This window comes from Streptomyces sp. NPDC000134 (assembly GCF_042899225.1).
Classification (GTDB): Bacteria; Actinomycetota; Actinomycetes; order Streptomycetales; family Streptomycetaceae; genus Streptomyces.
Map to the genome: position 1 here is coordinate 1 of NZ_JBIAZN010000028.1, position 24523 is coordinate 24523.

Sequence of the window (24523 nt, forward strand, 5' to 3'; positions counted from 1 at the left end):
CAAGCTGCGGTGCTCGACCACTCGCGTCACAAGCCTCGTCCGAGCGGTCATGACCCTGCATTTGGCCAGCTCAGACCGATGATGGAAAAGGCTCATAGTGCGAGCCCGTCAGACGCAAAGCGCACACAGGCGCCACCAAGCGCACATCTCACGTTCAGTGCGCGTTTCGCGTCCAAGGAGTGCGCCCATCGCAAGGCGCAGGACGGTAGCGCAAGGCGCGCGGCATCACGGCTCGTCCGAGTGAGCCCCCCGGGGGGCGCTCGTGCGCGCCGGGCGTGCACCCTGGCCGCCCCGCACCACAGCGAGCGGACAGTCGAGCGACTCGTCGCCACCTGCCCCCCCGTGTCGAGACCCGGCCGACATCCGTCCCTGGCAACACGGACGCACCAGGCGCCTCTCGTGTCCCGGCCACGAGAAGCGAGGCCATGGGGGTCTTTTCGAGCAAGAAATGTTTTTCGCGCGAACTGCGGGGGCTGCCCAATTAATGAGCTTTCCAACAGTCCCGCACGAGCAGGCGTGCACGTCGAAAAAGTACGCGCTTCTTGTACGCCTGCCGGTGCAACGCGGTGCGGATTACCGTGATGCACGGGCTGGATTCCGAGTCGATGAATATGACACCCAGGCACCTTGCGGAAAAATCTTGCCGCGCCACGGCATGACCTCCGTAGCCACCTCACCTCCGCGTGATCAGTCATGCCTCACCAAAATGTGCACACGATTCACAACGTTTGACCGGAATAGACAGTGACGGGAGACGTGATGAAAAATGCAACCACCGTGCGCGAAGGCACAGTGAAGGAACGATGGGTCGATGTGAACGGAGTGGCGACGCGCTATCTCGAAGCCGGGGAGGGTGACCCTGTGCTGTTGCTGCCGGGTGAGGGAAGTGTGGCCGAGCAATGGTCCGGAACCCTTGAAGGTCTCGCCGGCAGCCATCGGGCGATCGCCCTGGACCTCCCTGGGTACGGTTACACCGAGCCCACCGGCGACGGCAGCCCCGCGGCGCTCGCCACATTCGTGTGGAGGTTCGCCCGCGAGATCAATGTGGACACCTTCGCGGTCATAGGCCCCTCACTGGGCGGCGCCGTGGCCGTCCACCTGGCCTTGCAGCGGCCCGGCGCGTTGTCGTCTTTGGTACTGGTCAGTCCCGCCGGCATGGGCCGTGCCATCAACCCGGGGATGGTGGTGCAGGCTGTCACGCCGTTGGGAGATCTGACGAAACTGTTGGTCCCGGTCATGCCCTTCGGACCGCAACTGCTGGTGGCATCGCTCGTGGCGCTGGGGGCCCGACGCCCCTGGCGCATCACGGGACCTTGGCGGTCCAGCCAGGTCAGGGCCGCGTCTTCGCCCGAAGCGCTGGCCACCGCACTGCGCTCGCAGCGCCTCTCGGTGGGTCTCCTCGGGCAGAGGGATCTCCTCCTTGGACGCTTGCCGGAATTGTCGGTCCCGGTCCTGGTGGTCTGGGGTGTCCAGGACGTCCTGGTGCCTTTCTGGCAGGCGGTCGGAGCCCGCCGGAAGCTGAGCCGCGGAGAGCTGACGCTGTTCCCGTGCTCCGGACACCTGCTGCCGCTGGAAGCCACCGACCGGTTCCTCGGAGTCGTCCGACCCTTCCTCTCACGGGTCGGCGGCAGCACTGCTGAAAGGACGCATCGACCATGAGTGAGGTCGCCGATGTCATAGTGGTCGGAGCGGGACTGGCCGGCCTGGTCGCCACCCTGGAGTTGACCCGCGCCGGGCGACGAGTGCTGATCATCGAACAGGAGAACGAAGCCAACCTCGGGGGGCAGGCGTTCTGGGCGGAGGGCGGTCTCTTCCTGGTCAACAGCCCCGAGCAGCGGTGCGCGGGTATCAAGGACTCCCAGGAACTGGCTCTGAGCGACTGGCTGGCCTCGGCCGAGTTCGACCGCGACGACGAGGACCGGTGGGCCCGCAGGTGGGCCGAGGCGTATGTCAGCTTCGCCGCCGGGGACAAGCGCAGCTACCTGTACCGGCTCGGGCTGCGCCTGCTGCCCGTCGTCGGGTGGACCGAACGGGGGCGGGGCACCGCGACCGGTCACGGCAACTCCGTCCCCCGGTTCCACTACACCTGGGGCGCCGGGCCCGAGGTCGTACGGACCTTCCGTGATCCGGTCCTGGCCGCCGCCGACCGAGGGCTGGTCACCTTCAGATACCGGCATCGGGTCGACGGACTCGTCGTCGAAGGAGGAACCGCGATCGGCGTGCGGGGCGCGGTGCTGGCACCCTCGCACGAGCCTCGCGGCCTCCCCTCCTCGCGGGAGGAGGTCGGAGAGTTCGAGGTGCGCGCGCAGGCGGTGCTCGTCACCTCCGGCGGTATGGGCGGCAACCCGGACCTGGTGCGCGCGCACTGGCCGACCGGCCGCCTCGGCCCGGTACCAGCCTCGCTGCTCACGGGCGTACCCGCGCACGTCGACGGGCGGATGCTCCGGATCACCGAGGAGGCCGGCGGGTCGGTGGTCAACCTCGACCGCATGTGGAACTATCCCGAGGGCCTGAAGAACTGGGCTCCCGTCTGGCCCGGCCACGGGGTGCGCGTGATCTCCGGCCCGTCACCACTGTGGCTGGACGCCACCGGTCGGCGGTTGCCTCCGCCGCTGTTCCCCAGTCACACGGCCCGGGACACGCTGCGGCACATCACGCGGCACGGTCACGACCACTCGTGGTTCATCATGACCCAGACGATCCTGGACAGGGAGTTCGCACTGTCGGGCTCCGATCAGAACCCCGATCTCACCGGCAAGAACCCCCTGTTGCTGTTCCTGCGGCTGAAGAAAAGCACGATGGGTCCGGTCCGCGCGTTCCTCGACCACGGCGAGGACCTCGTGATACGCCCGACGCTGTCCGCACTGGTGGAAGGGATGAACGCGCTCACTCCCGAAGCACCACTGGAGTACGCGCGTGTGGAACGGGAGGCGGTGGCCCGCGACCGGCAGGTGGCCAACGACTACCGCAAGGACATGCAACTGACGTCCGTGCGCAATGCGCGTGCGTACCTGCCGGAGAGACTTCTCCGGATCGCCGCCCCGCACCGCCTGCTCGATCCCGCGCACGGCCCGCTGATCGCCGCACGCCTGCGGGTGCTCGTCCGCAAGACGCTGGGCGGGGTGCAGACCAACCTCGACTCGCAGGTTCTGCGACCGGACGGAGCGGCCTTCGACGGCCTGTACGCCGCCGGAGAAGCAGCCGGGTTCGGCGGCGGGGTGCACGGATACAACGCGCTGGAGGGCGGCTTCCTCGGTGGCTGCGTCTTCTCCGGCCGTACCGCCGGCCGGGCGCTCGCCCGGGACCTGGCGTGAACCGCCGCCCCGCGTTCATCCCGGCCGATGACCCGACCCGGACAGGGTCCCCCCGCTCCTGATCCACGAGAAGAGGAACGATGAGTCACCTTCCGCAACCGCACCGGATCTTCCCCCCGCAGGACAGGGGAGTGCAGACCTCCGGCGGAATGCCCGTCCACAAGTACGCGCCGTACGAGCCGATCGGACTGGACGACCGCACCTGGCCCGGCCGGCATCTGACCAAGGCACCCCTGTGGGGCAGCGTCGACCTCCGGGACGGCAACCAAGCCCTGATCGATCCGATGGACGTCGCCCGCAAACGCAGGATGTTCGACCTTCTGGTGTCCATCGGCTTCAAGGAGATCGAAGTCGGCTACCCCGCCGCTTCCCAGGACGAATACGACTTCGTACGGCATCTGATCGAGACCGACGCCATACCCGACGACGTCGTCATCCAGGTCCTCACGTCGATCCGCACCGAAGCCCTCGAACGCAGCGTCGCCGCGGTCCGCGGCGCCCGCAAGGCGGTCGTGCAGTACATCATCCCGACTTCCGCTGCCCAGCGCCGGGTGGTCTTCCGCGCCAGCCGTGCGGAAATGCTGGCGAAATCCCTCGAAGGCGCCCGACAGGCAGTGCGCCTCCAGGAGACGACGCCGGAGACGGAGATCTTCCTGTCGTACGTACCCGAGTCCTACACCCAGACCGAGCCGGACTTCGCCCTGGAAGTCTGCAACGCGGTGCAGGAGTACTGCGCCCCCCGCACCGACCGTACGCTGCGGATCGCCCTGCCAGCGACCGTGGAGGCTTTTCCTCCGCACGAGTTGGCGGACCGTATCGAGTACATGAGCCGCGAGCTGGCGTACCGCGACCGCACCATCCTCACTCTGCACCCGCACAACGACCGCGGCAGCGCCGTCGCCGCGACCGAACTCGCGCTGCTGGCCGGCGCCGACCGGATCGAGGGCTGCCTGTTCGGCAACGGCGAGCGCACCGGCAACGTGTGCATCCCCACGCTCGCGATGAACCTGTTCTCCCAAGGCATCGACCCCATGCTCGATCTGCGTGACCTGGACGGCATGCGGCGCGTGGTGGAGGACTGCAACCAGCTCCCGGTCTCCCCTCGCCATCCATGGGTGGGTGAGTTCGTGTATACCTCTTTCGCCGGCACGCACCAGGACGCCATCGCCAAGGGCCTCAAGGCCCGGGAAGGAGAGGACGCCGACGCTTTCTGGGACGTGCCCTACCTCCCCGTCGATCCCCGCGACATCGGCCGCAGCTACCAGGCCCTGATCCGCATCAACACCCAGTCGGGCAAGGGCGGCATGGCTCACCTGCTGCGGACCTCCCAGGGCGTGACGCTGCCCAGGAGGCTGCAGATCGACTTCGCCCATGTGATGCAGAGCTTCTGCGAGCAGCAGGGCGGTGAGATCGGCGTGGACAAGCTCTGGCAGATCTTCACGGACCGGTATGTGACTCCGGGCACGGAAGCCCCGGAAGAAGGCCCGGCGGGCACCCCGGCGCCGGCCTTCTCCCTCGACGGTGACTCCGGTGGCTGGCGGGAGCCGGTCCGACAGATGCTCGCCGCCCTGTCCGTACCGGCCGCGCTGCAGGACATCCTCGTGGACCGGCTGGAGGGCCGTGCCGCCTACGCCGCCTTCTGCGAGGTCAGTTCGGGTACGCGCGTGCTGTGGGGGGTGGGCATCCACGAGAAGGAGGCGGAGGCCGTCCGGGACGCGGTGCGAGCCGTGGCCCGGCGGGCCCAGCGGGAGGCGCCGCGGACGCAGGACGCCACCATGGCCGCGCCTGCGAAGACTTCCCGTGTCTGAGCGACCCGTGACCCATGTATCCGATGGCAGGCGTGCACCTCAGGGACCCGGGGCCACCCGACGGCCCGGTCAGGGTCCGCCCGCCGCGGAGACGCCGTCCGCGGCCAGGTCCGTGACCGGTGATCAATTCTCCGCAGGACGCACGGCCGACGTCACTCCGATCGCTGCCCGTGCGGGCACACGGGCGGTGCCGTCGGGCACGAGCCGAGAGGAGCCCTCATGTTCTACCGTCCACGCGGTCTGCTCTTCTGGCTGCTCCTGATCATCCTCCTTTTCATCATCGCCGTCGCCCCCGTCGACTTCGCCCAGGCCGTCATGGCGGCCGGGACCGCTGTCGGGAGGTTCTTCGTCGGCCTGCGCGCGTTCCTGGAAACGCTGACCACGAACTGACTGCCGGTGGGGGCCGGAGAGCAGCAACTCACCCACAGAAAGGATGTGATGTCTCATGCGGAGCCTCATGGTGTTCGTCGCGGTTGTCATCGCTGCCTGCATTGCCTCCTGCACCGCGCCCGTGCAGGCGCCTCCTCCGGAGCACGGCCCGCCCCCGGTGCAGAGCGTCGTGCCTGCTCCGGTGCGGGACAGCGTGGCACCGCCTGTAGTCGTCCTGATGCCCGTCCCCCCGTCCACCGCCGCGCCGGAGCCCCTCGTACCTTCCCACTCCGCCCCGCCGTCCGAAACGGTGGAACCGCAGCCCGTCCCCGTTACAAGCACCGACAGCGCGCCGGCCACGACACCTCCGCCCTCCGCCTCCCCGCCCGCTGCCCCGACGATCCCACCTGTCCCGTCCACCGACTGTCCGGCACCGTCCACGACTTCTCCTGGAACGGCCGACGTGACGTCCCCGCCGGCTTCTGTTCCGAGGTCCGCCGGGGCCCCTTCCGCATCGGCGAGCCCCGAAAGGGACACCACCACCTCGGTGCGCTGAGCGCAGTGCCTGGCGCCGCACCGATACCAGGTGCGCCGAAGGCGAGCCCGACCTCCTCCAAGAGGTGACGGGAGGAATCCTCGCGGGAATGCGGCACGGCTTCAGACGACTCGACTGCTTCATCATCCGAAAGCCCCGAACTTGGAAGGACCACCATGCACAGCACCATGCCCGACATCCCGCTCACCATCGCTCGCATCCTGCGGTTCGGTTCCACGGTCCACGGCACCTCCACTGTCGGAACATGGAACGGAGAGGGGTTCGACCACAGGAGTTACGCGGAGGTCGGCGAGCGTGCCGCCCGTCTGGCACATGCGCTCCGCGACCGGCTGGGGGTGCGCCCTGGCGCCCGGCCGCAGGGCGAGCAGAGCGTCATCGGTACGTTCATGTGGAACAACGCCCCCCACCTGGAACTGTTCCTGGCGGTTCCCGCGATGGGCGCTGTCCTTCACACCCTCAACGTGCGCATGCCGACGGAGCAGTTGGCCTACACCGTCGATCACGCCGGTGACCGCGTCATCGTCGTGGACGCGGACCTCACCGAAGCCCTGGCCGCGGTGCTGCCGCGCTTGTCAGGCACGGTGGAGCACATAGTCGTCGCGGGTAAGGGCGAACGGGCGGCATTGGCGGGGTTCGCCGGTGAAGTGCACGACTACGAGGAACTCATCGCCGGGCGCCCTGTCGAATTCCCCTGGGAGGAACGGCTGGACGAACGCAGCGCTGCGATCATCTGCTACACCTCTGGCACTACCGGAAACCCCAAAGGGGTGGTCTACAGTCACCGGTCGATATACCTGCACTCCTTCCAGATTGTGGTACCGAGTGGCTTCAATCTGAGCCCGCACGACACGCTTCTGTGTCTCGCGCCCATGTTCCACGTGAACGGTTGGGGGCTCCCCCACGCCGCGTTCTTCACCGGTGCTGATCTTCTGCTGCCCGGCCACTCCCCCCGTGCGTCATCGCTCGCCCAGATGATCGAGTGCGGGCGACCGACGTTCAGCTCCGCCATCCCCACCGTCTGGGCCTCGCTCCTGGAGGAACTCGATTCCCATACGTACGACACCAAAAGCCTGCGCAGGGTATTCGTGGGTGGGTTCGCGTGCCCGTCCGCCCTGATGGCCGCTTACCGGGACCGGCACTCCATCGAGGTCCTGCACGGCTGGGGAATGACCGAGACCTCGGGACTCGTGAGCGCCGCTCTGCCGCCGAAAGGGCTGCACCCTGACGACGAATGGGCCTACCGCATCAGTCAGGGCAGGTTCCCGACATCGGCCGAGTTCCGTCTCGTCGACCCGGAGGGCGCCCTCGTGCCGCACGACGGCACGGCCATGGGTGAGCTGCAACTGCGCGGCCCGGACGTCACCAGTGCCTACCACGGTGGCGTCGGCTCCCTTCCGGTACGGCCGGCGGACAACTTCACCCCGGACGGTTGGCTGCGGTCCGGGGACATCGGGACGATCTCCCCGGACGGGTACCTGACGCTCACCGACCGGCTCAAGGACGTCATCAAGTCCGGAGGCGAGTTCATTCCGAGTATGCGGCTCGAGAACACCTTGATGGAACACCCCGCCGTCACCGAGGCGATCGTGGTGGCGGTGCCCGACGACCACTGGGGCGAACGCCCGTTGGCCGCGGTGTCGCTCCGCAAGGACAGCGACGTCACCCTGGAGGAGCTGCATGCCTTCCTGGCTCAGCACATCGACACCTGGATGATGCCGGAACGCTGGGCGACCGTCGCGGCCATCCCCAAGACGTCAATGGGTAAATACGACAAGCGAAGCCTGCAGGCGCAGTACAAGCAGGGTCGACTGGACGTCGTGCACCTCGGCAGGCGCTCCGGCACCACCCTCACCACCGGGCAGCACGGATGACCCACCGGCAGGACTGGGGTGAATGAGACCCTCAGGGCGGCCTCGGCTTTCTTCGTGGCCGCGCTCGGCCGGCCGTCGAAGCGCTCGTGACGTTCACCGACACCCACCGGCAGGTGTTCGGAGTCGAGTCGATCCGCGAAGTCCTGACCAACGCCGTCGGCTCGGTCCCCGCACGATCGCCCAACGTGTCGCCGGACCACCTCGGACGGCGGCGAAAGTGCCGCCCAGGACGGGCAGCCGATCCCGTCACGGCATGCGTGAAGGTGATGAACACCGGCGGACCCCGGACCGGTTGCCCGTTCCCACGACGACGCGGACACCCGGGGAAGACGCCCGTCACCGGGCTCACGAGCCGCGGCCGGTGAGGCGGACGGGCAGTTGGGCGGGGCCGTGCAGAACCCGCGAAGCCCTGGGCGTCACGCCCGCCGCGAGGGTCGCTCCCGGGTACCGCTCGAAGAAGCGGCGCAGCACGGTCTGCGCTTCGGCACGGGCGAGCGAGGCGCCGAGGCAGTAGTGGATGCCCGCCCCGAAGGTGAGGTGTCGGCTCGCACCCCGTCGGTGGACGTCGAACTCGTCGGGGCGCTCGAAGACGGATGGGTCCCGATTGGCGCCGGCCAGGAGGACCACCACCGGTGTCCGGGCGGCCACCGTGTATCCCTCGACCTCGGTGTCCTCGCACGCCCGGCGCACCACGTATCTGACGGGCGAGGAGTGGCGCAGGGTCTCCTCCACGACCGCGGCCCAGTCCCCGGCGGCCTTCTCCCGGTGTTCGGGTGCCCTCAGCAGGGTGTGCAGGGCGTTGCCGATGAGGTTGACGGTGGTGACGAACCCGGCCAGCAGCAGCATGCCCGAGGTGGCGATGACGTCCCGCTCGCTCAGCAGGTGGGGACAGCGCTCCGCGAGACCGGCCACGAGTCCCTCGGCGTTCCGCCGGGCCGAGACGTGCCGGCGGAAGTAGTGCGTCATTTCCGAGTAGACCTGGCGGATACGACGCCATTCGGCACGGCTTCGTGGCCCGTCGAGCACGGCCGCGACGGTCCTGCCCCACCGGACGAACAGGGACATGTCCCCGAGGTGCAGGCCCAGCAGCCGGCAGACGGTGGTGACGGGCACGGGCTCGGCGAGCGCGCTGACGAGGTCGACCGAGTGCCGGCCGGCCAGAGTCCGCAGACAGGCGTCCACGTCTTCGTCCAGGTGCTCGGTGACCTTCTTCGTCTGTTCACGGGAGAACCAGGGGGCGGTCATGGCGCGCAGCTCGGTGTGCCGCGGCGGGTTCAGGGAGAAGAACGCCTCGTCGAGCGGGTGGACGAAATCGGCGTCGGCGTGACCGCCGCTGCGACCGGACACCATGGTCGGCACCGCCCTGAACTCACCGCTGCGCAGGACGGCGTTGGCCGTCGTCCAGGTCGCGGTGAAGAGCAGGCCGCGTCGGCTGCGGACCAGCGGCCCATGGGCACGGACGGCGGCGTACGACGCGCGGCCGTCCATGCCGGGCCGCAGACGCAGGACGCGGGCGCCGGGGTCACCGCGCAGGTCGTCCCCCAGCAGGCGCAGCCGGTCGGTGAACAGCGCCATCGCGCTCTCACTCGGCATCGGCTGCCGCCCCCGACCGCACGCGGTGCCCGGAGGGGCGGTAAGGGGACCAGTAGTACTGGCGGTAGAAACTCTCCGCCATCTCCACCCAGGCGCGCAGGCTCTCCCGGCTGGTCAGGAACTGGTGCATGTTGACCAGCATCCAGCTCCACATCGCCTGACTGTCCCGGCAGCCGGAGCAGTTGCCCGAGGTGCAGCAGAACTGGACCGTGTGGTCGGCCCGGTAGGTGTTGAACCCCCGCAGGACCGGGTTGCCGTTGGCCAGCCGGTCAGTGTGCGCCGCGTGATCGACGCTGATACTGGGGCAGGTGTCGTAACCGAAGGTGCCCCAGTGGGTCCGGCCCCTGACGAGCGCGTCGAAGTAGTACGGATGACCGATCACCGTCTCGGGGTAGGACTCCCACGCACGCGTCATCTCACCCAGCAGCCGGTCGCTCTCCTGGACGCCGGTGGGGTCGTCGGCACCGTAATCGCTGTAGAAGCCGAACACGACTTGATTGCCGTTGTCGTGGATGGCGCGCACCGTCGGTTCGATGTGCGGGAGTCCGGGCTCGCTCACGGTGTAGACCCAGACCACACGTGGGTCGTCCCGGTAGGCTCGCAGCCCGAGGTCGAACAGCCCGGTGATCCGCCGGCCGCCGGGCCGGTGTCCGCGCAGTTCGTCGTCGATGGGGCCACCTCCCCACAGGGAGACGAAGACCTGGAGGTTCTCGAACCCGTCGTAGGGCACCGGCCTGGTTCCGTTGCTGACGACCGATACGTACGGCATGGTCTCGACGAAGACGCCGATGCGGTCGGGGACCAGAGCCGGTTCTCCGCCGATCAGCAGGACGTTGGTCGTCCCAGCGGCGTGCAGTTGCTGGGCGAACGCCCGCAGGGTCGGCAGATCGCGGACTTCCTTGGCGGCCTTGTCGAGGTCGTGCTCGAAGAACCAGCATCCCTTGCAGCGCAGGTTGCAGACGTTCGTGATGAAGACCTCCGCGCTGCGGACGCCGGACGAGAAGGACTTGACCGCTTGGAGGCGGTCGCGCAGCTCGTGGTCGGAGCGGGTGAGTTCCGCCACCCGTTCCAGCACCCGCTGCCGGCTCGGCCGGATCGTGATGTCGAGGGCTCGCGTCATGGTGGTTTCCCTTCTTCGTGTTCTCGGTCAGGCGGTGCCGAGTCGCAGGAGATCCCGGGTGTTGCGGTGCAGAAGGTCCGCGAACGCCGGCAGGTCGGACACGGCCGCCGGGTCCAGGTGGACGTTCAGGGAGCAGGTGCCGTGATGTGACATGAGCGAGGAGATGCAGCCGCTGTTGCCCCGTGGCCCGAAGGCGAGACAGGACGTGATCTCGGCGCCGGCGACGAAGGCGGGCCGCAGGACGCCGGGCATGCTGCTGGGCACCGCGTCGATGCGGGCGGCCAGCCGCCGCACGAACGCGGTGAGCAGGACGGGCGGGACGAGAGGCAGGAACTCCGCGATCGCGGGCAGCAGATGCACCGCGCCCGAGGTGCTCGCCTCCCGCAGGAGGTGGTGCACCGCTCGGATGCGTTCGCCCAGGTTCACGGCGGCGAGCGGCAGGCTGAGGAAGGCCGTCCCCACCACGTTGTTCCCGCCGTGTCCGCGGTTCTTCCTGAGGTCGACGGGCACCGCCGTCGAGAGCGTCTCCCCGCCGGCGCCGAGGTGGCGATGGTAGTCGGCGTAGGTGGCGAGCAGGACCGCGACGTACGTGGAGGTCACCGAGGCGCCGACGCTTCGTCCGGCGGCCTTGAACCGACCGAGCGGCATCTCCACGGACTCGAAGCGGCGCTGCGAGGAACGCCCGGCCAGCACGGGCGACGGAGAGGGAATCTCGATGCGGCGCATCTCGCGCACGACGGCGTGGAGGCTCTCGGGCACACCGGCCGGGCGTTGCCCCAGTCTGACCAGGACGCTCGCGGCGTCTCCCAAGGAGGACATCGAGTGATGGGACAGCGAGCGTTGCCCGTGGAGCATGGCACGGGTCCGGGCTGCCCATGCGTTCGTCCGAGGGGGCCGGGCCCCCGGCAGTGGGATCACGGAGGGCCCCGGAGGGCCTTTCCGGCTGTCCCGGGAGTCGGGGAGCATCGCGGTCATCGCCTCCCGCAGACCCCCGCCGTCGGTGATGCAGTGATGAATCTTGATCACCAGGGCCGCCCGGTCCTCCGCCAGTTCCTCCACCAGCACGATCTGCCACGGCGGGCGTGCCGGGTCCAGGGGGCAGGCGCTGACGCGTTCCGCCAGATCGAGCAGCTCCCGGCGACCGCCGGGTGACGGCAGCCGGACCCGCTGCAGATGATGGTGGATGTCGAACGCCGGGTCCTCCTGCCAGGCGGCCCAGCCCCAGTTCCAGGGCGTGTCCAGGACCCGCGCCCTCAGCCGGGGAAGTGCCCGGGTGACCTGGTCGAAGCAGTCGAGCAGCCGCGCCCAGGGCGGTGTGCGGTCCAGCATCCAGACCAGCACCGCGTTCGAGCGCAGCGCCGCGTCCGTGTCGAGGCGCCAGAACGCGGTCTCCAGGCCGTTCAGCATGGCCGCGGTCCTCCATCCCGGAAGATCGTCGATGTGGATGTCGGCGGGCATGTTCGTCCCTCCACCTTCTGCTCGGGGCTCCGCGAAGGGTTCATGTGCGCTGGTGGTCGCCGGCCAGAAAGGGACGGACGGCTTCGAGGAAGTCGTCGGCGACGTCCAACTGGGGGCTGTGACCGGCTGCCAGCAGGCGGCGAGCGCCCTGGGGCAGGAGCGAGGCCGCGGCGGCCTGCCACGCGGGCACGAGCAGGTCGCCCACGCCCCAGACCACAAGCGTCGGCATGTGCAGACGAGGCAGTTCGGGTCTCAGGTCGTAACGCTGGCCGAAGGGCGTCAGCGCATGCGCGACCACGGCGAGGGACGTGCCCACGAACTGCGGGTTCCTTGCCCGTTCGAGGTGCTTGGCGTACCACCGCGGCGGGATGTTCCAGGGCCGGTACGTCGTGCCCAGCGCGCTCAGGAGTGTGTTGATGACGGGAAAACCAGGCAGCAGGCTGATGGCGAAGGCGGCGCGGCGCAGCACGGGGAAGACGGTCAGGATCTGGGCGGGGTTGACGGCGCGTCCCAGCCCCCCGGGTGCCACGAGGACCAGCCGGTCGACGTTCCCGTGTGCCGCACGGGCCACGTAGACGGCGATCATGCCCCCGAAGGAGTGGCCGATGAGTGAGTAGTGTCGCAGCCCGAGAACCTCGGTGAAGGCGGCCACGAAGGCCGCGTACCGCTCCGGAGAGGGCTCGTCGAGGGGCGGTGTCCTGCCGAACCCCGGCAGATCGAGTGCGACGACATGGTGCGTGGTGGCCAGTCGGGGCATCACCGTGACCCAGTCGAGTGGACTGCCCGCGTCCCCGTGCAGGAGAAGGAGGTCCGGGCCGGCGCCGGCTTCCCAGTACACGGTGGCGCGTCTTTCCACCTCCGTCCGGCGCTCCTGGATGCTGGAAGAGGCTGCGGTCACGTCGATCTCCCTGATGGTGTCGTCCCCGCCACGTCGGTCACGGGGAGGCGGGCGGGTGAGCGTGCGAGACGAGGACACCCTGGATCAGGGCTCCGACGGTCGGAGCGTGTTCCCATCGGGAGTCCGGAGCGGGCAGACCGAGAATCTCGGCGGCCTTGGAGAGAACCTCGACCCGGTCGATCGAGTCGGCCTCCAGCTCGGACCACTTGCTGTGCGTGGTGATCCTGGAGACCTCGGCCGTGGGCAGGACGGCGGCGATCGCGTCGAGAACGGCACGGGCGACCTGCTCGTACGTCAGTGGTGGCATGGTGTCGGTGTCCTCTTCGTGGGTCCGCTTCGGGTGTCCGGTCGGTGTGGCCCGGCGCCCCTCAGCCGGAAAGTGGCAGCAGGCGGATCGAGGACACCGCGATCAGGCGACCGGTGGCCGCGTCGGTGAGGCGGACGTCCGACGTCTCCTCGTGGCACACCGCGTGACGCCACAGGCGGATGGTGATGTCGATACGGTCACCTGGATCGGCGTTGGAGAAGTAGGCGAGACGGTGATCGAGCAGACGGCGGCGCAGGAAGTCGTGGTCGCCGCGCTCGAGTTCGTGCCAGAGCCGCAGCAAGGCGGTGTCGATGATGGAGAAGTAGGAGGCGAAGTACAGCAGACCCGCGCCGTTGAGGTCCCGGGCCGCGTCCACGGTGTGTTGCGTGCGGAAGGCGGCGACGGTCAGGTCGTGGTCGGCGAGCCCCGCCGGGTGGAAGGTGCCGTGGTGACGTGCTCGGCCGCAGGCGCTCCTCGGGGAGTACTGGGGCGGCAGCGCGGGCAGATCGGCGGGCCGGAAGCCGACCGGTGGCCGTGACAGCAGCCCGTGGTTGGTGTCCGAGCCGCCGCGGGACAGCCACCGGTTGAAGTTCTCGATGTAGATGCAGTCCTTCCGAGGGTTCAGATGGAACTCGTCCGGGTGCGGGGCAGGCAGAGCGGCGCCGGGTGGCCCGAGTCGGTGGAGGGTGACGACGGACTGGCTGCCGTCCTGGTAGACACGGCTCTCCAGGACGAACTCGTCACCGAAAGTGATGCCATAGGGGTGGACGAGCGGGCTGGCGCGCACTCGGTAGTAGTAGAAGGCGAGGTAGGAGGGCTCGCCGTCGGGCGTGCGGGCGCGGTAGGTGTTCAGGGAACAGGCATCTCCCACCGTCTGCCATGTCCAGTCTCCGGCCTGGCCGAAGAACAGGGACCCCGGCCCGCACATGGCGGGTGAGGCGACGATCCGGCGAGTGAGCACGGGCGAGCACGCGGTGTCGGACATGACGAGGCGGAACCTCCGGGGCGACAGCCGTGGGCGCACGGCCGGCAGTCATGGCGGGAAGGGAGCCGGGAGAACTCTGCGATCGCTCCCCCGGCCCGGCCGTCCGGCACGAGTCGGTGCGGGGTGCAAGTGACCCGGCCCCCGACACGAAAGGCCCTCGACGACGTCGGGTCGGGTGATGCTTCTGGCAGCCCGCTGCTTCCTCCCTAGGCATTCCCGCCCCAACACGCCTTATCCGGCGCTCAAGAAGCAGTTGGTAGTACGACAAGCAGATTGAATGACCCACCCCCGCGCGAACTCAGATGGCAGCCGCGACGTGCGCGTTGCACGCCGGTCTGCTGGGGGTGGCGGGCCTTCGTGCGCGCTCCGGTGTGCGACAGCGGCGCACGGAGAGCAGCCTGTGACCCCGTTGCGTTGATTCCGCCCGTGCGCTCCCCTGCCGGCAGGGGAAGGAGAAAGACGGTCCCCTCAAACGCGCCTTCGCCACAGGCCGGCCCTCGCCCGAGCGGAAGGCCGGCGGAGGGAATCCGCCCGACGGGGCGGGACGGCTCCGCGCGATGGCCATGTCGGCGGGCGCGACGAGCCTCGGGGGACCGCCGCGCCGAACCGGTTCGCGTGCCACCCCGCCGGGCGACCGGGACAGCCGTCACCGCCCGTCGGTCAACCGCCACCCGCAACTCGCCAGGAGCGCGACTTGGTCACCATCCCGGAACACAGCCCCACCACCCCCTACGCCAGGACACTGATCGACCTCTTACGTGCTCAGGTCGCCGAACGGCCGGACGAGGACGCCTACGTGTTCCTCCGCAACGGCGAGGACGAAGCCGAGACGATGACGTACCGGCAACTCCAGTCGGCCATGCACACCCGGGCGGCCGACCTGCACGGTCGGGGGCTGTCCGGCCGCCAGGTCCTGCTGATGTATCCCGCCGGGCTCGAATTCGTCCGCTCGCTGCTGGGCTGCGTGCGCGGCCGGGCTGTGGCGGTGCCGGTGCAGGTGCCCGACCGGCGGGAACAGCTTCGCAGGCTCCGGCGCATCGCCGACGACGTCGGAGCGTCCGTGGTACTGACCACCACGCAGGTGAAGGCAGAAGTGGAGCGGCGTTTCGCCGCAGTACCGGAACTGGCGGGACTGACCTTCGTACCGACGGACGAGGCGGGAGCGTCGGAGACCGCCGAGCCGCCCATCGCGGCGCCGGCGGCGGACGAGGTCGCGCTGCTGCAGTACACCTCGGGTTCGACGGGCGAACCGAAGGGCGTCATGGTCCGCCACGCGAACTACCTCGCCAACGCGGTACAGACCGACCGGCGGCGCCCACTGCGGTCCGACGGAGGGATGGTGAGCTGGCTGCCGCACTTCCACGACATGGGCCTGATGTTCGGCATCGTGTTGCCGCTGTACGCGGGCGCGCCCTCGTACCTCATGGCTCCCGGGGCGTTCATCCGCCGTCCGGCCCGATGGCTGGAGACCATCGCACGCGTCGGCGCCACCCACAGCGTCGCGCCCAGCTTCGCCTACGAGATGTGCGCCCGGTCGGCCGCTGCCGGTTCCATGGCCGACGTCGGCGACCTGTCGAGGTGGCGCTTCGCCGGCAACGGCGCCGAACCGGTGCGCCATGGGGCCATCGAGGCGTTCTGCGCGGCTTTCGCGCCCCACGGCTTCGACCGGCGCGCCATGTGTCCGGGGTACGGGCTGGCCGAGAACACCCTCACCGCGAGCGCCGGCCCGGACGGACGGCACCCGGTTGTCGCCTGGCTGTCCGGGGAGGCGTTGCGAGCCGGTCGAGTCGAACCCGTGGCCGCCTCCGCTCCCGGGGCCTGCTCGGTGGTGAGCTGCGGGCCTCCCGTCGCCGGCACCCGCGTCGTGATCGTCGATCCGGTCACCCGGCACCCGGTCGGCGCGGACCGGGTGGGGGAGATATGGCTCGACGGACCGTCGGTGGCCGCCGGCTACTGGGGGAAGCCCCAGGACAGCGAAGAGGTCTTCCGGGCCCGGCCGGCGCGGGACGGTGAGCCGCCCGTCCACTCCTCGAAGGCGCCTGCGGAGGCCGCCACGTTTCTGCGGACCGGAGATCTTGGCTGTCTCCACGAAGGTGAGCTGTACGTCACCGGCCGGTTGAAGGACGTCATCGTCCGACAGGGGCGGAACTACTACCCGCAGGACATCGAGTTGGCCGCGGAACGGGCGGTGCCCGGTCTGCGGCCGAACTGCGCGGTGGCGTTCTCCGTGGACGACGGGCGGTGCGAGCGCGTGATCGTGGTGGTGGAGATCGACGGCAGAGTGCTCCGGAGCACCGGACTGGACGGTGTGCGTGGCCGTATCCGGCAGGCGATCGACGAGATCCACCGGCTGCCCGTGCACGAGGTGGTCACCGTGCGTCGCGGAGCACTCTCGAAAACCTCCAGTGGCAAGATCCAACGCCAGGCGTGCAAAGAGTCCTACGTGCGGGGGGACCTGACCGCGCTCGTGGAGAACGGTGAGGCCGCGCGGCCCCGCGCACAGGAGGCACGGAGGTGACGATCCGCGCGAGCGTGCCGCGTCCCGGCGCCCGGATCGCGGCAGTGGGCGGTTACCGGCCCGGCCGGAAGGTGGGAAACGAGGAGATCGGCGCCCGGATCAACGTCAGTCCCCAGTGGATGGAGCGCCGTTCCGGTATCCGCACGCGCCGCTTCGCCACCGCGGAGGAGTCCGTCATCACCATGGCCGTGGAGGCCGGCCGCACAGCACTGGCCCGATGCGGCACCGACGCCGCCGACCTCGACCTCGTACTGCTGGCCACCACCTCGTTCACCGAGCAGGTTCCGGCGGCGGCCCCGAGGGTCGCCCAGATGCTGGGCGCATCCCTCGCCGGCGCCGTCGACCTCGACGCGGCCTGCTCCGGATTCTGCTACGCGCTCGCTCAAGCGAACGGACTCGTGCGCGCCGGCGAAGCCGACAGCGTCCTCGTCATCGGCTCGGAGAGAATGAGCGACCTCGTCGATCCGGAGGACCCGGACACCGCTTTCCTGTTCGCGGACGGTGCCGGGGCGGCCGTGGTACTGCCCGGCGACGTTCCCGGCTTCGGTCCGGTGGTGTGGGGGGCCGAGGGCGCCCGGCATCAGCTCGTCGTCTGCGGTCCGCCCGCGGCGGCCCGGCCGTCCGGCCCGTCGCGACCCGTGCTGCGCATGTCCGGTCTGGAGCTGTACCGCTGGGCGACGACCTGCCTGCCGGGAATAGCGCGACAGGCCGTCGAGACCGCGGGGGTGCGGCTCGGTGACATCGCGGCCTTCATTCCGCACCAGGCCAACATCCGCATCGTCGACGCGCTCGCCTCCGCGATCTCCTTCCGACCCGACACGGTGGTGGCCAGGACCATCACCGACAGCGGCAACACCTCGGCCGCTTCCATTCCGCTGGCCATGGAGGAACTGCTGATCAGCAAGGCCGTCAGCAGCGGCGACCTGGCCCTGCTGCTGGGATTCGGCGCCGGTCTCGCCTACGCCGCCCAAGTCGTCGTCCTGCCGTGAGCAGGGGGCCGGTCCGCACCGGGGGCCTGCGCGGACCTGGCATCCCGTCTCGCCCGCCCGCCCGCACCCGGTCACGGGCTTTTCGGCCGCAGGACGGAGCGTGTGACGGTGTCGGCCGGTCGCGCTGGGGACGTGCGGACCACGGTGACCGGGAGCGCCTCCGGACCGAGTCGGTAGCGTCGGCGCGGGGTGCGTGCGGACAGGGCCCGCCGCACGGCACGCGCGACGGGCCTCGACCCCGGTTCCTGGACACGGGTTGGACGACCCTCCGATGACGTTGTGGTCCACGCTTCTTTCCCAGGCGGCACTCGCTCGGCAGCACGAGGCCGCGGGCTGAACCCGTCGGGAACGAGACGCGTGAGCGGCAGAGCTCGTGAAAGCGGTTCTGCTGGGCGACCCGCCCCCGGTGCACGAGCCCTTGGGAAGAGGGGTCCATCGGCTTCGAGCCAACAGGTGGCATCACCGGCCGCACCCGTCGCACAAGCCTCGGGACCGACGCTGAAAGCAGCGTGCAGTGCGGTCGCACGGTCCGGCCGGGGCCGGCCCGGGTCGGCGGACTCCCACCCGGGCTGGATGCGCTCGGACACCACGGGAAACTCGTCCTGCGGCCGGGGCCGGTTCCGCTCGGAATCGGCCCCGGCACGCCAGGTCAGGTCAGGTCAGCGCGGCGGTGACGTGTTCGGTGGCCTCGGCGATCAGGGGCTCGCTGAGGGGGTCCTCGCGTCCGGACCGCTCGGACATGATGGCCAGGACCAGGGGCGCGCCACGCGGCGGCCACACGATGGCGATGTCGTTGGCCCGGCCGTACTTGCCCGTTCCGGTCTTGTCGGCGACCCGCCAGCCCTTGGGGACGCCGGCCCGGATGCGGTTGCCGCCGGTGGTGTTGCGCACGAGGAGGTCGGTGAGCAGGGCGCGTTTGTCGCGGGCGAGCGTGTCGCCCAGGACCACGGTGCGGTAGTCGGCGGCGATCGCCCGGGGCGTGGTGGTGTCGGCCGGGTCCCCCGGGCGCACCCGGTGCAGCTCGGGCTCGTAGTGGTCGAGGCGGCTGACGGTGTCGCCGAGCTCCCTGAAGTAGGCGGTCAGCCGTTCGGGGCCGCCGAGGTCGCGCAGCAGCAGGTTGGCGGCCGTGCCGTCGCTGTAGCGGATGGCGGCGTCGCACAGTTGGCCCACCGTCATGCCCTTGTCGACGTTCTCACGGGTGACCGGTGAGGCGGAGTTGATGTCGTCGCGGGTGTAGGTGACGCGCTCGTCGAGGTGACCGAGCGGGTTGCGGTCGAGGACGGCGGCGACGGCGAGGGTCTTGAACGTGGAGCAGAAGGCGAAGCGTTCGTCCGCCCGGTGGCCGATCGTCTTTCCCGTACCGGTGTCCAGCGCGTACACCCCGAGCCGGGCGTCGTATTTGCGTTCCAGGGTGCGGAGCGCGGCGAGTTCGAGCGGCTTCGGGGAGGCGGAGGGGGAGGCGGAGAGGGAGGCGGAGGCGGAAGGGCCTGCCGGTGGGCGGGACGCCTGGGCGGCCGAGCCGTCCCCCGAGTCGCCGCACCCCGCCAGGGGCAGCAGCACCACCGCGGTGAGCAGAGCGCGGCGGGGCGGGCCGGATGGCTCTCGGGACATGCGGTGGTACCTGCTTTCGAAGGCCGGGTCGTACCCCGCCGCCGGCGCGCGTACGGGGTTGCCGCTGTTCTACGCGGCCGGGTCGGCGGAGTTCAAATCGGCGCCTCCGGCCGTGTGAACGGCTCGCGCAGATGTGCGGGACGCAGGAGTCTCAGTCCTGCGAGGGTACGGGGCGGGAGGCGCCGGCCGGCTCCTCGGCGGGCCGGCGGCCGTCCCGTACGCGGCTCAGCAGGGCCAGCCCGGCAAGGGCGGCCCCCGACATCAGGACGAGATAGAGCAGGCCGTGCCGGTAGCCGGTGGCGGCCCGCCGCGCATCCAGCGCGGTGTGCCCGCCGGCGCCGTGGAACACGATCCCGATGACGGAGAGCCCGACGGCCCCGGCCACCTGCTGGGCGGTGGCCAGCAGTCCGCTGGCGGCACCCGCCTGATCGGGTCTCAGGTCTTCGAGGACCAGCCCGAGAAGGGGGGCCATGACCGCTCCCGTGCAGGCCCCGTTGACGGCGAGCAGTACGGCCAGCGCCGGGACGTTCACGGTGCCGGCCGACGCGAGCACCAGGGGAAACTGGGCGGCGAAGCCGGCCGTCCGGGTCCACAGCGCGACCTTGAGCACCCGGATCGTGCCCCAGCGCGCCGTCAGCGCGGAGGAGGCCATGCTCGCCGCGCAGAAACCGGCCATCAGCGGGCTGGACACCAGCCCGGACTCGAGTGGGGTGAGGCCGCGCCCCTGCTGGAGCAGCAGCGCCAGAATGTACAGGGCCGAGGACATGGTGGCGTAGACGGCGCACACGGTCAGCAGTCCGGTGCGCAGGGCGGTGACGCGCAGCAGGCCGGGAGGCAGCAGCACGTCGTGGCCCAGGGCCTCGGCACGGCGTTCCCAGAGCCAGAACGCGGGCAGCAGCACCGCCGCCCCCAGGAGCATGAGCAGGGTCCACACCGGCCAGCCGGCCGAGCGGCCGGCCGTCAGGGGCACCACGAGGAGCACCATGCCGGCCGCGAACAGCAGGACTCCCGTCCGGTCGAACCGCAGGCCGCCGAGCCGGCTGGTCGCCGGCAGCAGCCGCGGCGCGAGGACCAGCGTCACCAGCCCGACGGGAAGGTTGACGAGGAACGCCCACCGCCAGGACAGGCCCAGCCAGTCCAGGCTGATGAGCAGTCCGCCGATGAGCTGGCCCGTCGCCATCGCACCGCCGGTGGCCAGGCCGTAGGCCCGCATCGCCCGGGGGCGTGCGGTCGGCGGATAGTGGAGCTGGATCAACGCCAGCACCTGCGGGAAGAGCACGACGGCGGCGCCGCCCTGCAACGCCCGTGCGCAGATCAGCCACCACACGTCCGGGGCGGAGGCGCACATCGCCGACGTCGCGGTGAACAGGGCGGTCCCCGCCACGAACGCCTTCTTGCGGCCCCAGTGGTCGCCGAGCCTGCCGCCGAGCACGACCAGGCCGGCGTAGACGATGGCGTAGACGGCGACGACGAGTTCGATCTCGCCGCTGGTCGCGCGCAGGTCCTCGGTCATGGAGGGGACGGCGACGCTGACGATGAAGAAGTCCAGGGTGGGCATGAAGGCGCCGGCGAGCAGGACGGCGAGCACCGGTCCGCCCCCCCTACCCGAGAGCCAGGCGCAGGTGGGGCTCGACCAGGTGGGGGGCGAGCATGAAGCCGTAGTGCCCGAGGTCGGTGTCGATGATGTGCACCCGGGCTCCGCGAATGCCCGCCGCCAGTTCGTGCTGGGTCTCGGGGGGATAGGCGCGGTCGGTGGAGAAGCCGACGATGCGCGTGGGCGCGGTGACCCGTGCGAGCGCGTCCTCGATGCTCCCCCTCCCCCGCGCCACGGTGGCGCTCAGGGCCGTCTCGGACAGCACCAGGTTGCAGTTCGCGTCGAAGCGCTCCCACACCTTGTCGCCCTGGGCCAGCACGTATTCCCGGAACTTCTCGTGGACGCCGTCCGAGTCGTGGTACCAGGTCCGTCCGCCGAACCGGTCCTGCCAGTAGCGCTCGGTGCCGTAGCGCAGGTGCGCGAAACTGCGGGCGAGGGCGACGCCGGAACGGGGGCCGCAGCCCTCGGGCAGGTGGTAGAACTCGCCGGCGTGGAAGTGCGGGTCCCGGCGGATCAGTTCCATCTCCAGATGGGTGTGGCCGGCCTGTTCGACGCGGGTGGCCGCCGCCACCGCGATGAGCAGGAGCCGGCCCACCCGGTCGGGGCGGGAGACCGCCCATTCCAGCGCGCGTGCCCCGCCGATGGACATGCCGATGACGGTGTGCCAGCGCTGGATGCCGAGCGCGTCGGCCAGTGCGGCCTCGGCTTCGACCTGGTCCACGACGTCGAGGGCGGGGAAGCGTGAGGCCCAGGGCCTGCCCTGCGCGTCGAGGCTCGCGGGGCCGGTGCTGCCGTCGCAGCCGCCGAGGTTGTTGGCGACGATCACGTGGAAGCGGTCGGTGTCGACGGCTCTGCCGGGCCCGATGAGGGAGTCCCACCAGCCCTCGGCGCGGTGTCCGGGCCCGGCGGGTCCCGCCGCGTGGCTGGTCATGCTCAGCGGCGGCAGGATCAGCACCGCGTTGCCCCGGTCCGCGTCGAGGGTGCCCCATGCCTCGTACGCCATGGTCACCGGCCCCAGGGACCGCCCGGAGACCAGCGTCAGCGGCGCCTCGGCGGAGTGGGTCGTGACGAACCGCCGGTTGCCCGGGGGGTCGCCGGGCTGCCAGGCGCCGGTGTTCTTCAGTCGCATGCGCGTTTCCTCCGCGGTCGGCGCGGGTCTGCGTGGGTCAGTGGTAGGCGTGACGGCTGCGCAGCAGCTTCTTGTCGAACTTGTTGGTGGCGGTCTTCGCGATCTCGGGGACGAACTCGAACCGGTCCGGCACCCACCACTTCGGCAGCCGGTCCCGCAGGAAGGACCGCAGCTCGTCGGCGGTCGCGGTGGCGCCGGAGCGGTGCACGACCACGGCGAGCGGCCGCTCCTGCCACCGGGCGTCCGGCACGGCGACGACGGCCGCCTCCAGTACACCGGGGTGGTCCATGAGGGCGGACTCGACCACGATCGAGCTGATCCACTCCCCGCCGGACTTGATCAGGTCCTTGCTGCGGTCCGTGATGCGGATGTAGCCGTCCGGATCGACGGTCGCGATGTCCCCGCTGCGCAGCCAGCCGTCGTGGAACTTCTCGGTGTCGGCGTCGCCGTCCGGGTTCTCGTAGCGGGTCGCTCCCCACAGCGATCTGACTTCCAGCTCGCCCTGGGTGACACCGTCGTGCGGCAGCAGCCGGTCCTCCTCGTCGACGAGCCGCACCTCGACGCCCGGTACCGCCAGCCCCTGCGTGTGGTGCAGCTCCAACTGCTTCTCGGGCGGCAGGGACGTCAGGTTGCTGCGGACGTTCGTCAGGGCGACCGTCGCCATGTTCTCCGTCATGCCGAGCCCTTGCTGCATGGTCACGCCGCGGTCGGCGTACCGGTGCACCAGGCCCGCGGGGATCGCCGAGCCCCCGCAGACGATGCGTTCGAGGGACGCGAACACCTCTGTGGGAGGGTCCATCTCGTCCAGGGCGAGCCAGAAGGTGGGCACGCCGGCCGACAGGGTGACCCGCTCCTGCCGCAAGGTCCTGGCGATGGCCTCGGGGTGCAGGTGCGGTCCGGTGAACACCAGGCCGGCTCCGGCCAGTGCGGCCGCGTAGGGCAGGCCCCAGGCGGTGGCGTGGAACAGCGGCGTGAGCGGGAAGATGATGTCGCGCTCGCTGACCGCGAAGGCGTCGGCCGCGCACATCGCCAGGGAATGCAGGGCGAGGGACCGGTGGGAGTGGGCGACGGCCTTGGGGTTGCCCGTGGTACCGCCCGTGTAGCACAGGCAGGCGGTACGGTTCTCCGCCACGTCACGCGGCTCGACCGGATCGGCGTCGGCCAGCAGCTTCTCGTAGGGCAGCGCGTCGGCGAACGCCGGGTGCACCTCGCCCCCGTCGGGGAGCACGACGAACCGGCGCACCGACCGCAGCCTGGGCAGCAGCCGCGCCAGATGGGCGGTGAGCGAGGCGTCGACGACCATCACCCGGGAATCGGCGTGGGTGACGACCCACTCGATCTGCTCGTCGGAGAACCGGACGTTGACCGGTACCAGGACGGCGCCCGCCATCGGGACGCCGAAGAACCACTCGAGGTGCCGGGTGCTGTTCCAGGCGAACGTCGTCACGGTGGAGCCCTGGCCGACGCCGAGGTGCCGCAGACCGTCGACCAGCCGCCGGACCCGCTCGTGCAGGGCCGCCCAGGACGTTCCCCGGGGCTGTTCGGCGAGACCGACCTCGCGTACCTCCTTGCGGGGTGCCACGGTGGCCGCCCGCCGCAGCAGCATCCCCACCGAGAGCCCGATACCGCCCTGCCCGGTCATGACGCAAGCTGGACGAGGGTCATGCCGTCGTGCACGGTGAGCAGGGCGGTGCGCACCCGGGGGTCCTCGACGACGTGCTGGTTGAACCTGACCACGTCGTGCGCCCAGTTGGCGAACATGCGCTCCACCCATTCCTCGCCCGTCGCGGCCTCGTCGGCGGGCGGCAGGGAGCGCGGGTTGAGGACCTCGCCGCCCCACAGGGTGTTGTCGACGACCAGCAGACCGCGGGGCCGCAGCAGGCCGCGGGCGAGGATGGTCTCGAAGTACGAGATGTAGTTCGGCTTGTCCGCGTCCAGGAAGATGAGGTCGAAGTCGCCGTCGACGCTCTGCAGGACGGACAGGGCCTCGTCCAGCATGGGCTTGATCTTGTGCCCGTGCGGGCTGCGTTCGAACGCCCGCGTGGCCACGTCCTGGGCCCGTTTGTCGGCGACGTAGCTGTCGATGGTGACGACCTCGCCGTCGTCCGGCAGGGCTTCGGCCAGGGCGACCGTACCGTGGCCGGTGAAGGTGCCCACCTCCAGCACACGGTTCATCCCGCCGGTGGTGATCAGCATCTGGAGGAAGGACGTCTGAATGTGCGCGGTCGATATGTCCGCCCATTCGGGAGTCGCCCGCGCGGTCTGCTCGGCGATGTCGCGCAGTTCGGCCGAGACGGGTGAGGAGAGGCGCTCCGCGTACTCCCGGACTCCCTCCCGGAAGATGGTGGGCTTCTTGAAGACGGCGTCGGTCCTGTGTTCCATGGCTTCTTCTCTCGACTGGGA

18 protein-coding genes and 1 pseudogene are annotated in these 24523 nt (G+C 70.2%); 8 read left to right on the forward strand and 11 right to left on the reverse strand.

The features are described 5' to 3' along the window. The 6 genes and pseudogenes from ACFY32_RS30970 to ACFY32_RS30995 form a co-directional block, all read left to right on the forward strand. Window positions 1-82: pseudogene (locus ACFY32_RS30970) on the forward strand (IS5/IS1182 family transposase); the annotation flags it as partial. A 677-nt stretch (window positions 83-759) separates the two neighbouring features. Beyond that, window positions 760-1659, forward strand: a complete 900-nt coding sequence (locus ACFY32_RS30975) for an alpha/beta fold hydrolase (RefSeq protein ID WP_390676039.1) — start codon at window positions 760-762, stop codon at window positions 1657-1659. Then, a complete protein-coding gene (locus ACFY32_RS30980) occupies window positions 1656-3314 on the forward strand; it encodes an FAD-binding dehydrogenase (protein ID WP_390676040.1) in 1659 nt (552 codons plus the stop codon). The genes ACFY32_RS30975 and ACFY32_RS30980 overlap by 4 nt, the downstream gene beginning before the upstream one ends. Window positions 3315-3394: 80 nt before the next feature. Beyond that, complete coding sequence (locus ACFY32_RS30985) at window positions 3395-5122, forward strand: 2-isopropylmalate synthase (RefSeq protein ID WP_390676041.1); 1728 nt, start codon at window positions 3395-3397, stop codon at window positions 5120-5122. A gap of 219 nt (window positions 5123-5341) precedes the next feature. Continuing rightward, window positions 5342-5512: a hypothetical protein gene (locus ACFY32_RS30990; RefSeq protein ID WP_359198796.1), complete on the forward strand. Its 171-nt coding sequence runs from the start codon at window positions 5342-5344 to the stop codon at window positions 5510-5512. A gap of 690 nt (window positions 5513-6202) precedes the next feature. Continuing rightward, window positions 6203-7918 carry a long-chain fatty acid--CoA ligase gene (locus ACFY32_RS30995; protein WP_390676042.1) on the forward strand — a complete coding sequence of 572 codons (1716 nt, stop codon included), beginning with the start codon at window positions 6203-6205 and terminating at the stop codon, window positions 7916-7918. A 345-nt stretch (window positions 7919-8263) separates the two neighbouring features. On the opposite strand, the gene ACFY32_RS31000 is transcribed toward ACFY32_RS30995, so the two are convergent. From ACFY32_RS31000 to ACFY32_RS31025, 6 genes are all read right to left on the reverse strand, one after another. Beyond that, complete coding sequence (locus ACFY32_RS31000; RefSeq protein ID WP_390676043.1) at window positions 8264-9511, reverse strand: cytochrome P450; 1248 nt, start codon at window positions 9509-9511, stop codon at window positions 8264-8266. Then, on the reverse strand, window positions 9501-10631 hold the full coding sequence (locus ACFY32_RS31005) for a radical SAM protein (protein WP_390676044.1): 1131 nt from the start codon (window positions 10629-10631) through the stop codon (window positions 9501-9503). The genes ACFY32_RS31000 and ACFY32_RS31005 overlap by 11 nt, the downstream gene beginning before the upstream one ends. A 27-nt stretch (window positions 10632-10658) precedes the next feature. Continuing rightward, on the reverse strand, window positions 10659-12089 hold the full coding sequence (locus ACFY32_RS31010; protein ID WP_390676045.1) for a wax ester/triacylglycerol synthase domain-containing protein: 1431 nt from the start codon (window positions 12087-12089) through the stop codon (window positions 10659-10661). Between the two features lie 40 nt (window positions 12090-12129). Continuing rightward, entirely contained in the window at window positions 12130-12987 is an 858-nt protein-coding gene (locus tag ACFY32_RS31015) for an alpha/beta fold hydrolase (RefSeq protein ID WP_390676046.1), read from the reverse strand. Window positions 12988-13024: 37 nt separating this feature from the next. After that, window positions 13025-13294, reverse strand: coding sequence for an acyl carrier protein (locus tag ACFY32_RS31020; RefSeq protein WP_359198809.1), 270 nt, complete (start codon window positions 13292-13294; stop codon window positions 13025-13027). A gap of 61 nt (window positions 13295-13355) precedes the next feature. Then, window positions 13356-14279, reverse strand: coding sequence for an LnmK family bifunctional acyltransferase/decarboxylase (locus tag ACFY32_RS31025; protein WP_359198812.1), 924 nt, complete (start codon window positions 14277-14279; stop codon window positions 13356-13358). A 694-nt stretch (window positions 14280-14973) separates the two neighbouring features. Here ACFY32_RS31025 and ACFY32_RS31030 point away from each other — a divergent pair. Further along, complete coding sequence (locus ACFY32_RS31030) at window positions 14974-16797, forward strand: fatty acyl-AMP ligase (RefSeq protein WP_390676047.1); 1824 nt, start codon at window positions 14974-14976, stop codon at window positions 16795-16797. Then, complete coding sequence (locus ACFY32_RS31035) at window positions 16794-17786, forward strand: beta-ketoacyl-ACP synthase 3 (RefSeq protein ID WP_390676048.1); 993 nt, start codon at window positions 16794-16796, stop codon at window positions 17784-17786. The genes ACFY32_RS31030 and ACFY32_RS31035 overlap by 4 nt, the downstream gene beginning before the upstream one ends. A gap of 654 nt (window positions 17787-18440) precedes the next feature. Here the strand turns inward: ACFY32_RS31035 and bla are convergent. The 5 genes from bla to ACFY32_RS31060 all read right to left on the reverse strand — a co-directional run bounded on the left by bla (window position 18441) and on the right by ACFY32_RS31060 (window position 24502). Beyond that, window positions 18441-19397 carry a class A beta-lactamase gene (gene bla / locus ACFY32_RS31040; protein WP_390676049.1) on the reverse strand — a complete coding sequence of 319 codons (957 nt, stop codon included), beginning with the start codon at window positions 19395-19397 and terminating at the stop codon, window positions 18441-18443. A gap of 151 nt (window positions 19398-19548) precedes the next feature. After that, window positions 19549-20985 carry an MFS transporter gene (locus ACFY32_RS31045; RefSeq protein ID WP_390676050.1) on the reverse strand — a complete coding sequence of 479 codons (1437 nt, stop codon included), beginning with the start codon at window positions 20983-20985 and terminating at the stop codon, window positions 19549-19551. 13 nt (window positions 20986-20998) lie between these two features. Then, window positions 20999-22120, reverse strand: a complete 1122-nt coding sequence (locus tag ACFY32_RS31050; protein ID WP_390676051.1) for a homoserine O-acetyltransferase — start codon at window positions 22118-22120, stop codon at window positions 20999-21001. A gap of 37 nt (window positions 22121-22157) precedes the next feature. Continuing rightward, window positions 22158-23762, reverse strand: a complete 1605-nt coding sequence (locus tag ACFY32_RS31055) for a long-chain-fatty-acid--CoA ligase (protein ID WP_390676052.1) — start codon at window positions 23760-23762, stop codon at window positions 22158-22160. Next, on the reverse strand, window positions 23759-24502 hold the full coding sequence (locus ACFY32_RS31060; protein WP_359198829.1) for a class I SAM-dependent methyltransferase: 744 nt from the start codon (window positions 24500-24502) through the stop codon (window positions 23759-23761). Before ACFY32_RS31060 ends, ACFY32_RS31055 begins: the two co-directional genes overlap by 4 nt. Window positions 24503-24523: the final 21 nt, after the last annotated feature.

Coding starts and splice junctions, on each gene's coding strand:
- ACFY32_RS30975 (WP_390676039.1), top strand. CDS start 760: ATGAAAAATGCAACCACCGTGCGCGAAGGCACAGTGAAGGAACGATGG.
- ACFY32_RS30980 (WP_390676040.1), top strand. CDS start 1,656: ATGAGTGAGGTCGCCGATGTCATAGTGGTCGGAGCGGGACTGGCCGGC.
- ACFY32_RS30985 (WP_390676041.1), top strand. CDS start 3,395: ATGAGTCACCTTCCGCAACCGCACCGGATCTTCCCCCCGCAGGACAGG.
- ACFY32_RS30990 (WP_359198796.1), top strand. CDS start 5,342: ATGTTCTACCGTCCACGCGGTCTGCTCTTCTGGCTGCTCCTGATCATC.
- ACFY32_RS30995 (WP_390676042.1), top strand. CDS start 6,203: ATGCACAGCACCATGCCCGACATCCCGCTCACCATCGCTCGCATCCTG.
- ACFY32_RS31000 (WP_390676043.1), bottom strand. CDS start 9,511: ATGCCGAGTGAGAGCGCGATGGCGCTGTTCACCGACCGGCTGCGCCTG.
- ACFY32_RS31005 (WP_390676044.1), bottom strand. CDS start 10,631: ATGACGCGAGCCCTCGACATCACGATCCGGCCGAGCCGGCAGCGGGTG.
- ACFY32_RS31010 (WP_390676045.1), bottom strand. CDS start 12,089: ATGCCCGCCGACATCCACATCGACGATCTTCCGGGATGGAGGACCGCG.
- ACFY32_RS31020 (WP_359198809.1), bottom strand. CDS start 13,294: ATGCCACCACTGACGTACGAGCAGGTCGCCCGTGCCGTTCTCGACGCG.
- ACFY32_RS31025 (WP_359198812.1), bottom strand. CDS start 14,279: ATGTCCGACACCGCGTGCTCGCCCGTGCTCACTCGCCGGATCGTCGCC.
- bla (WP_390676049.1), bottom strand. CDS start 19,397: ATGTCCCGAGAGCCATCCGGCCCGCCCCGCCGCGCTCTGCTCACCGCG.
- ACFY32_RS31050 (WP_390676051.1), bottom strand. CDS start 22,120: ATGCGACTGAAGAACACCGGCGCCTGGCAGCCCGGCGACCCCCCGGGC.
- ACFY32_RS31055 (WP_390676052.1), bottom strand. CDS start 23,762: ATGACCGGGCAGGGCGGTATCGGGCTCTCGGTGGGGATGCTGCTGCGG.
- ACFY32_RS31060 (WP_359198829.1), bottom strand. CDS start 24,502: ATGGAACACAGGACCGACGCCGTCTTCAAGAAGCCCACCATCTTCCGG.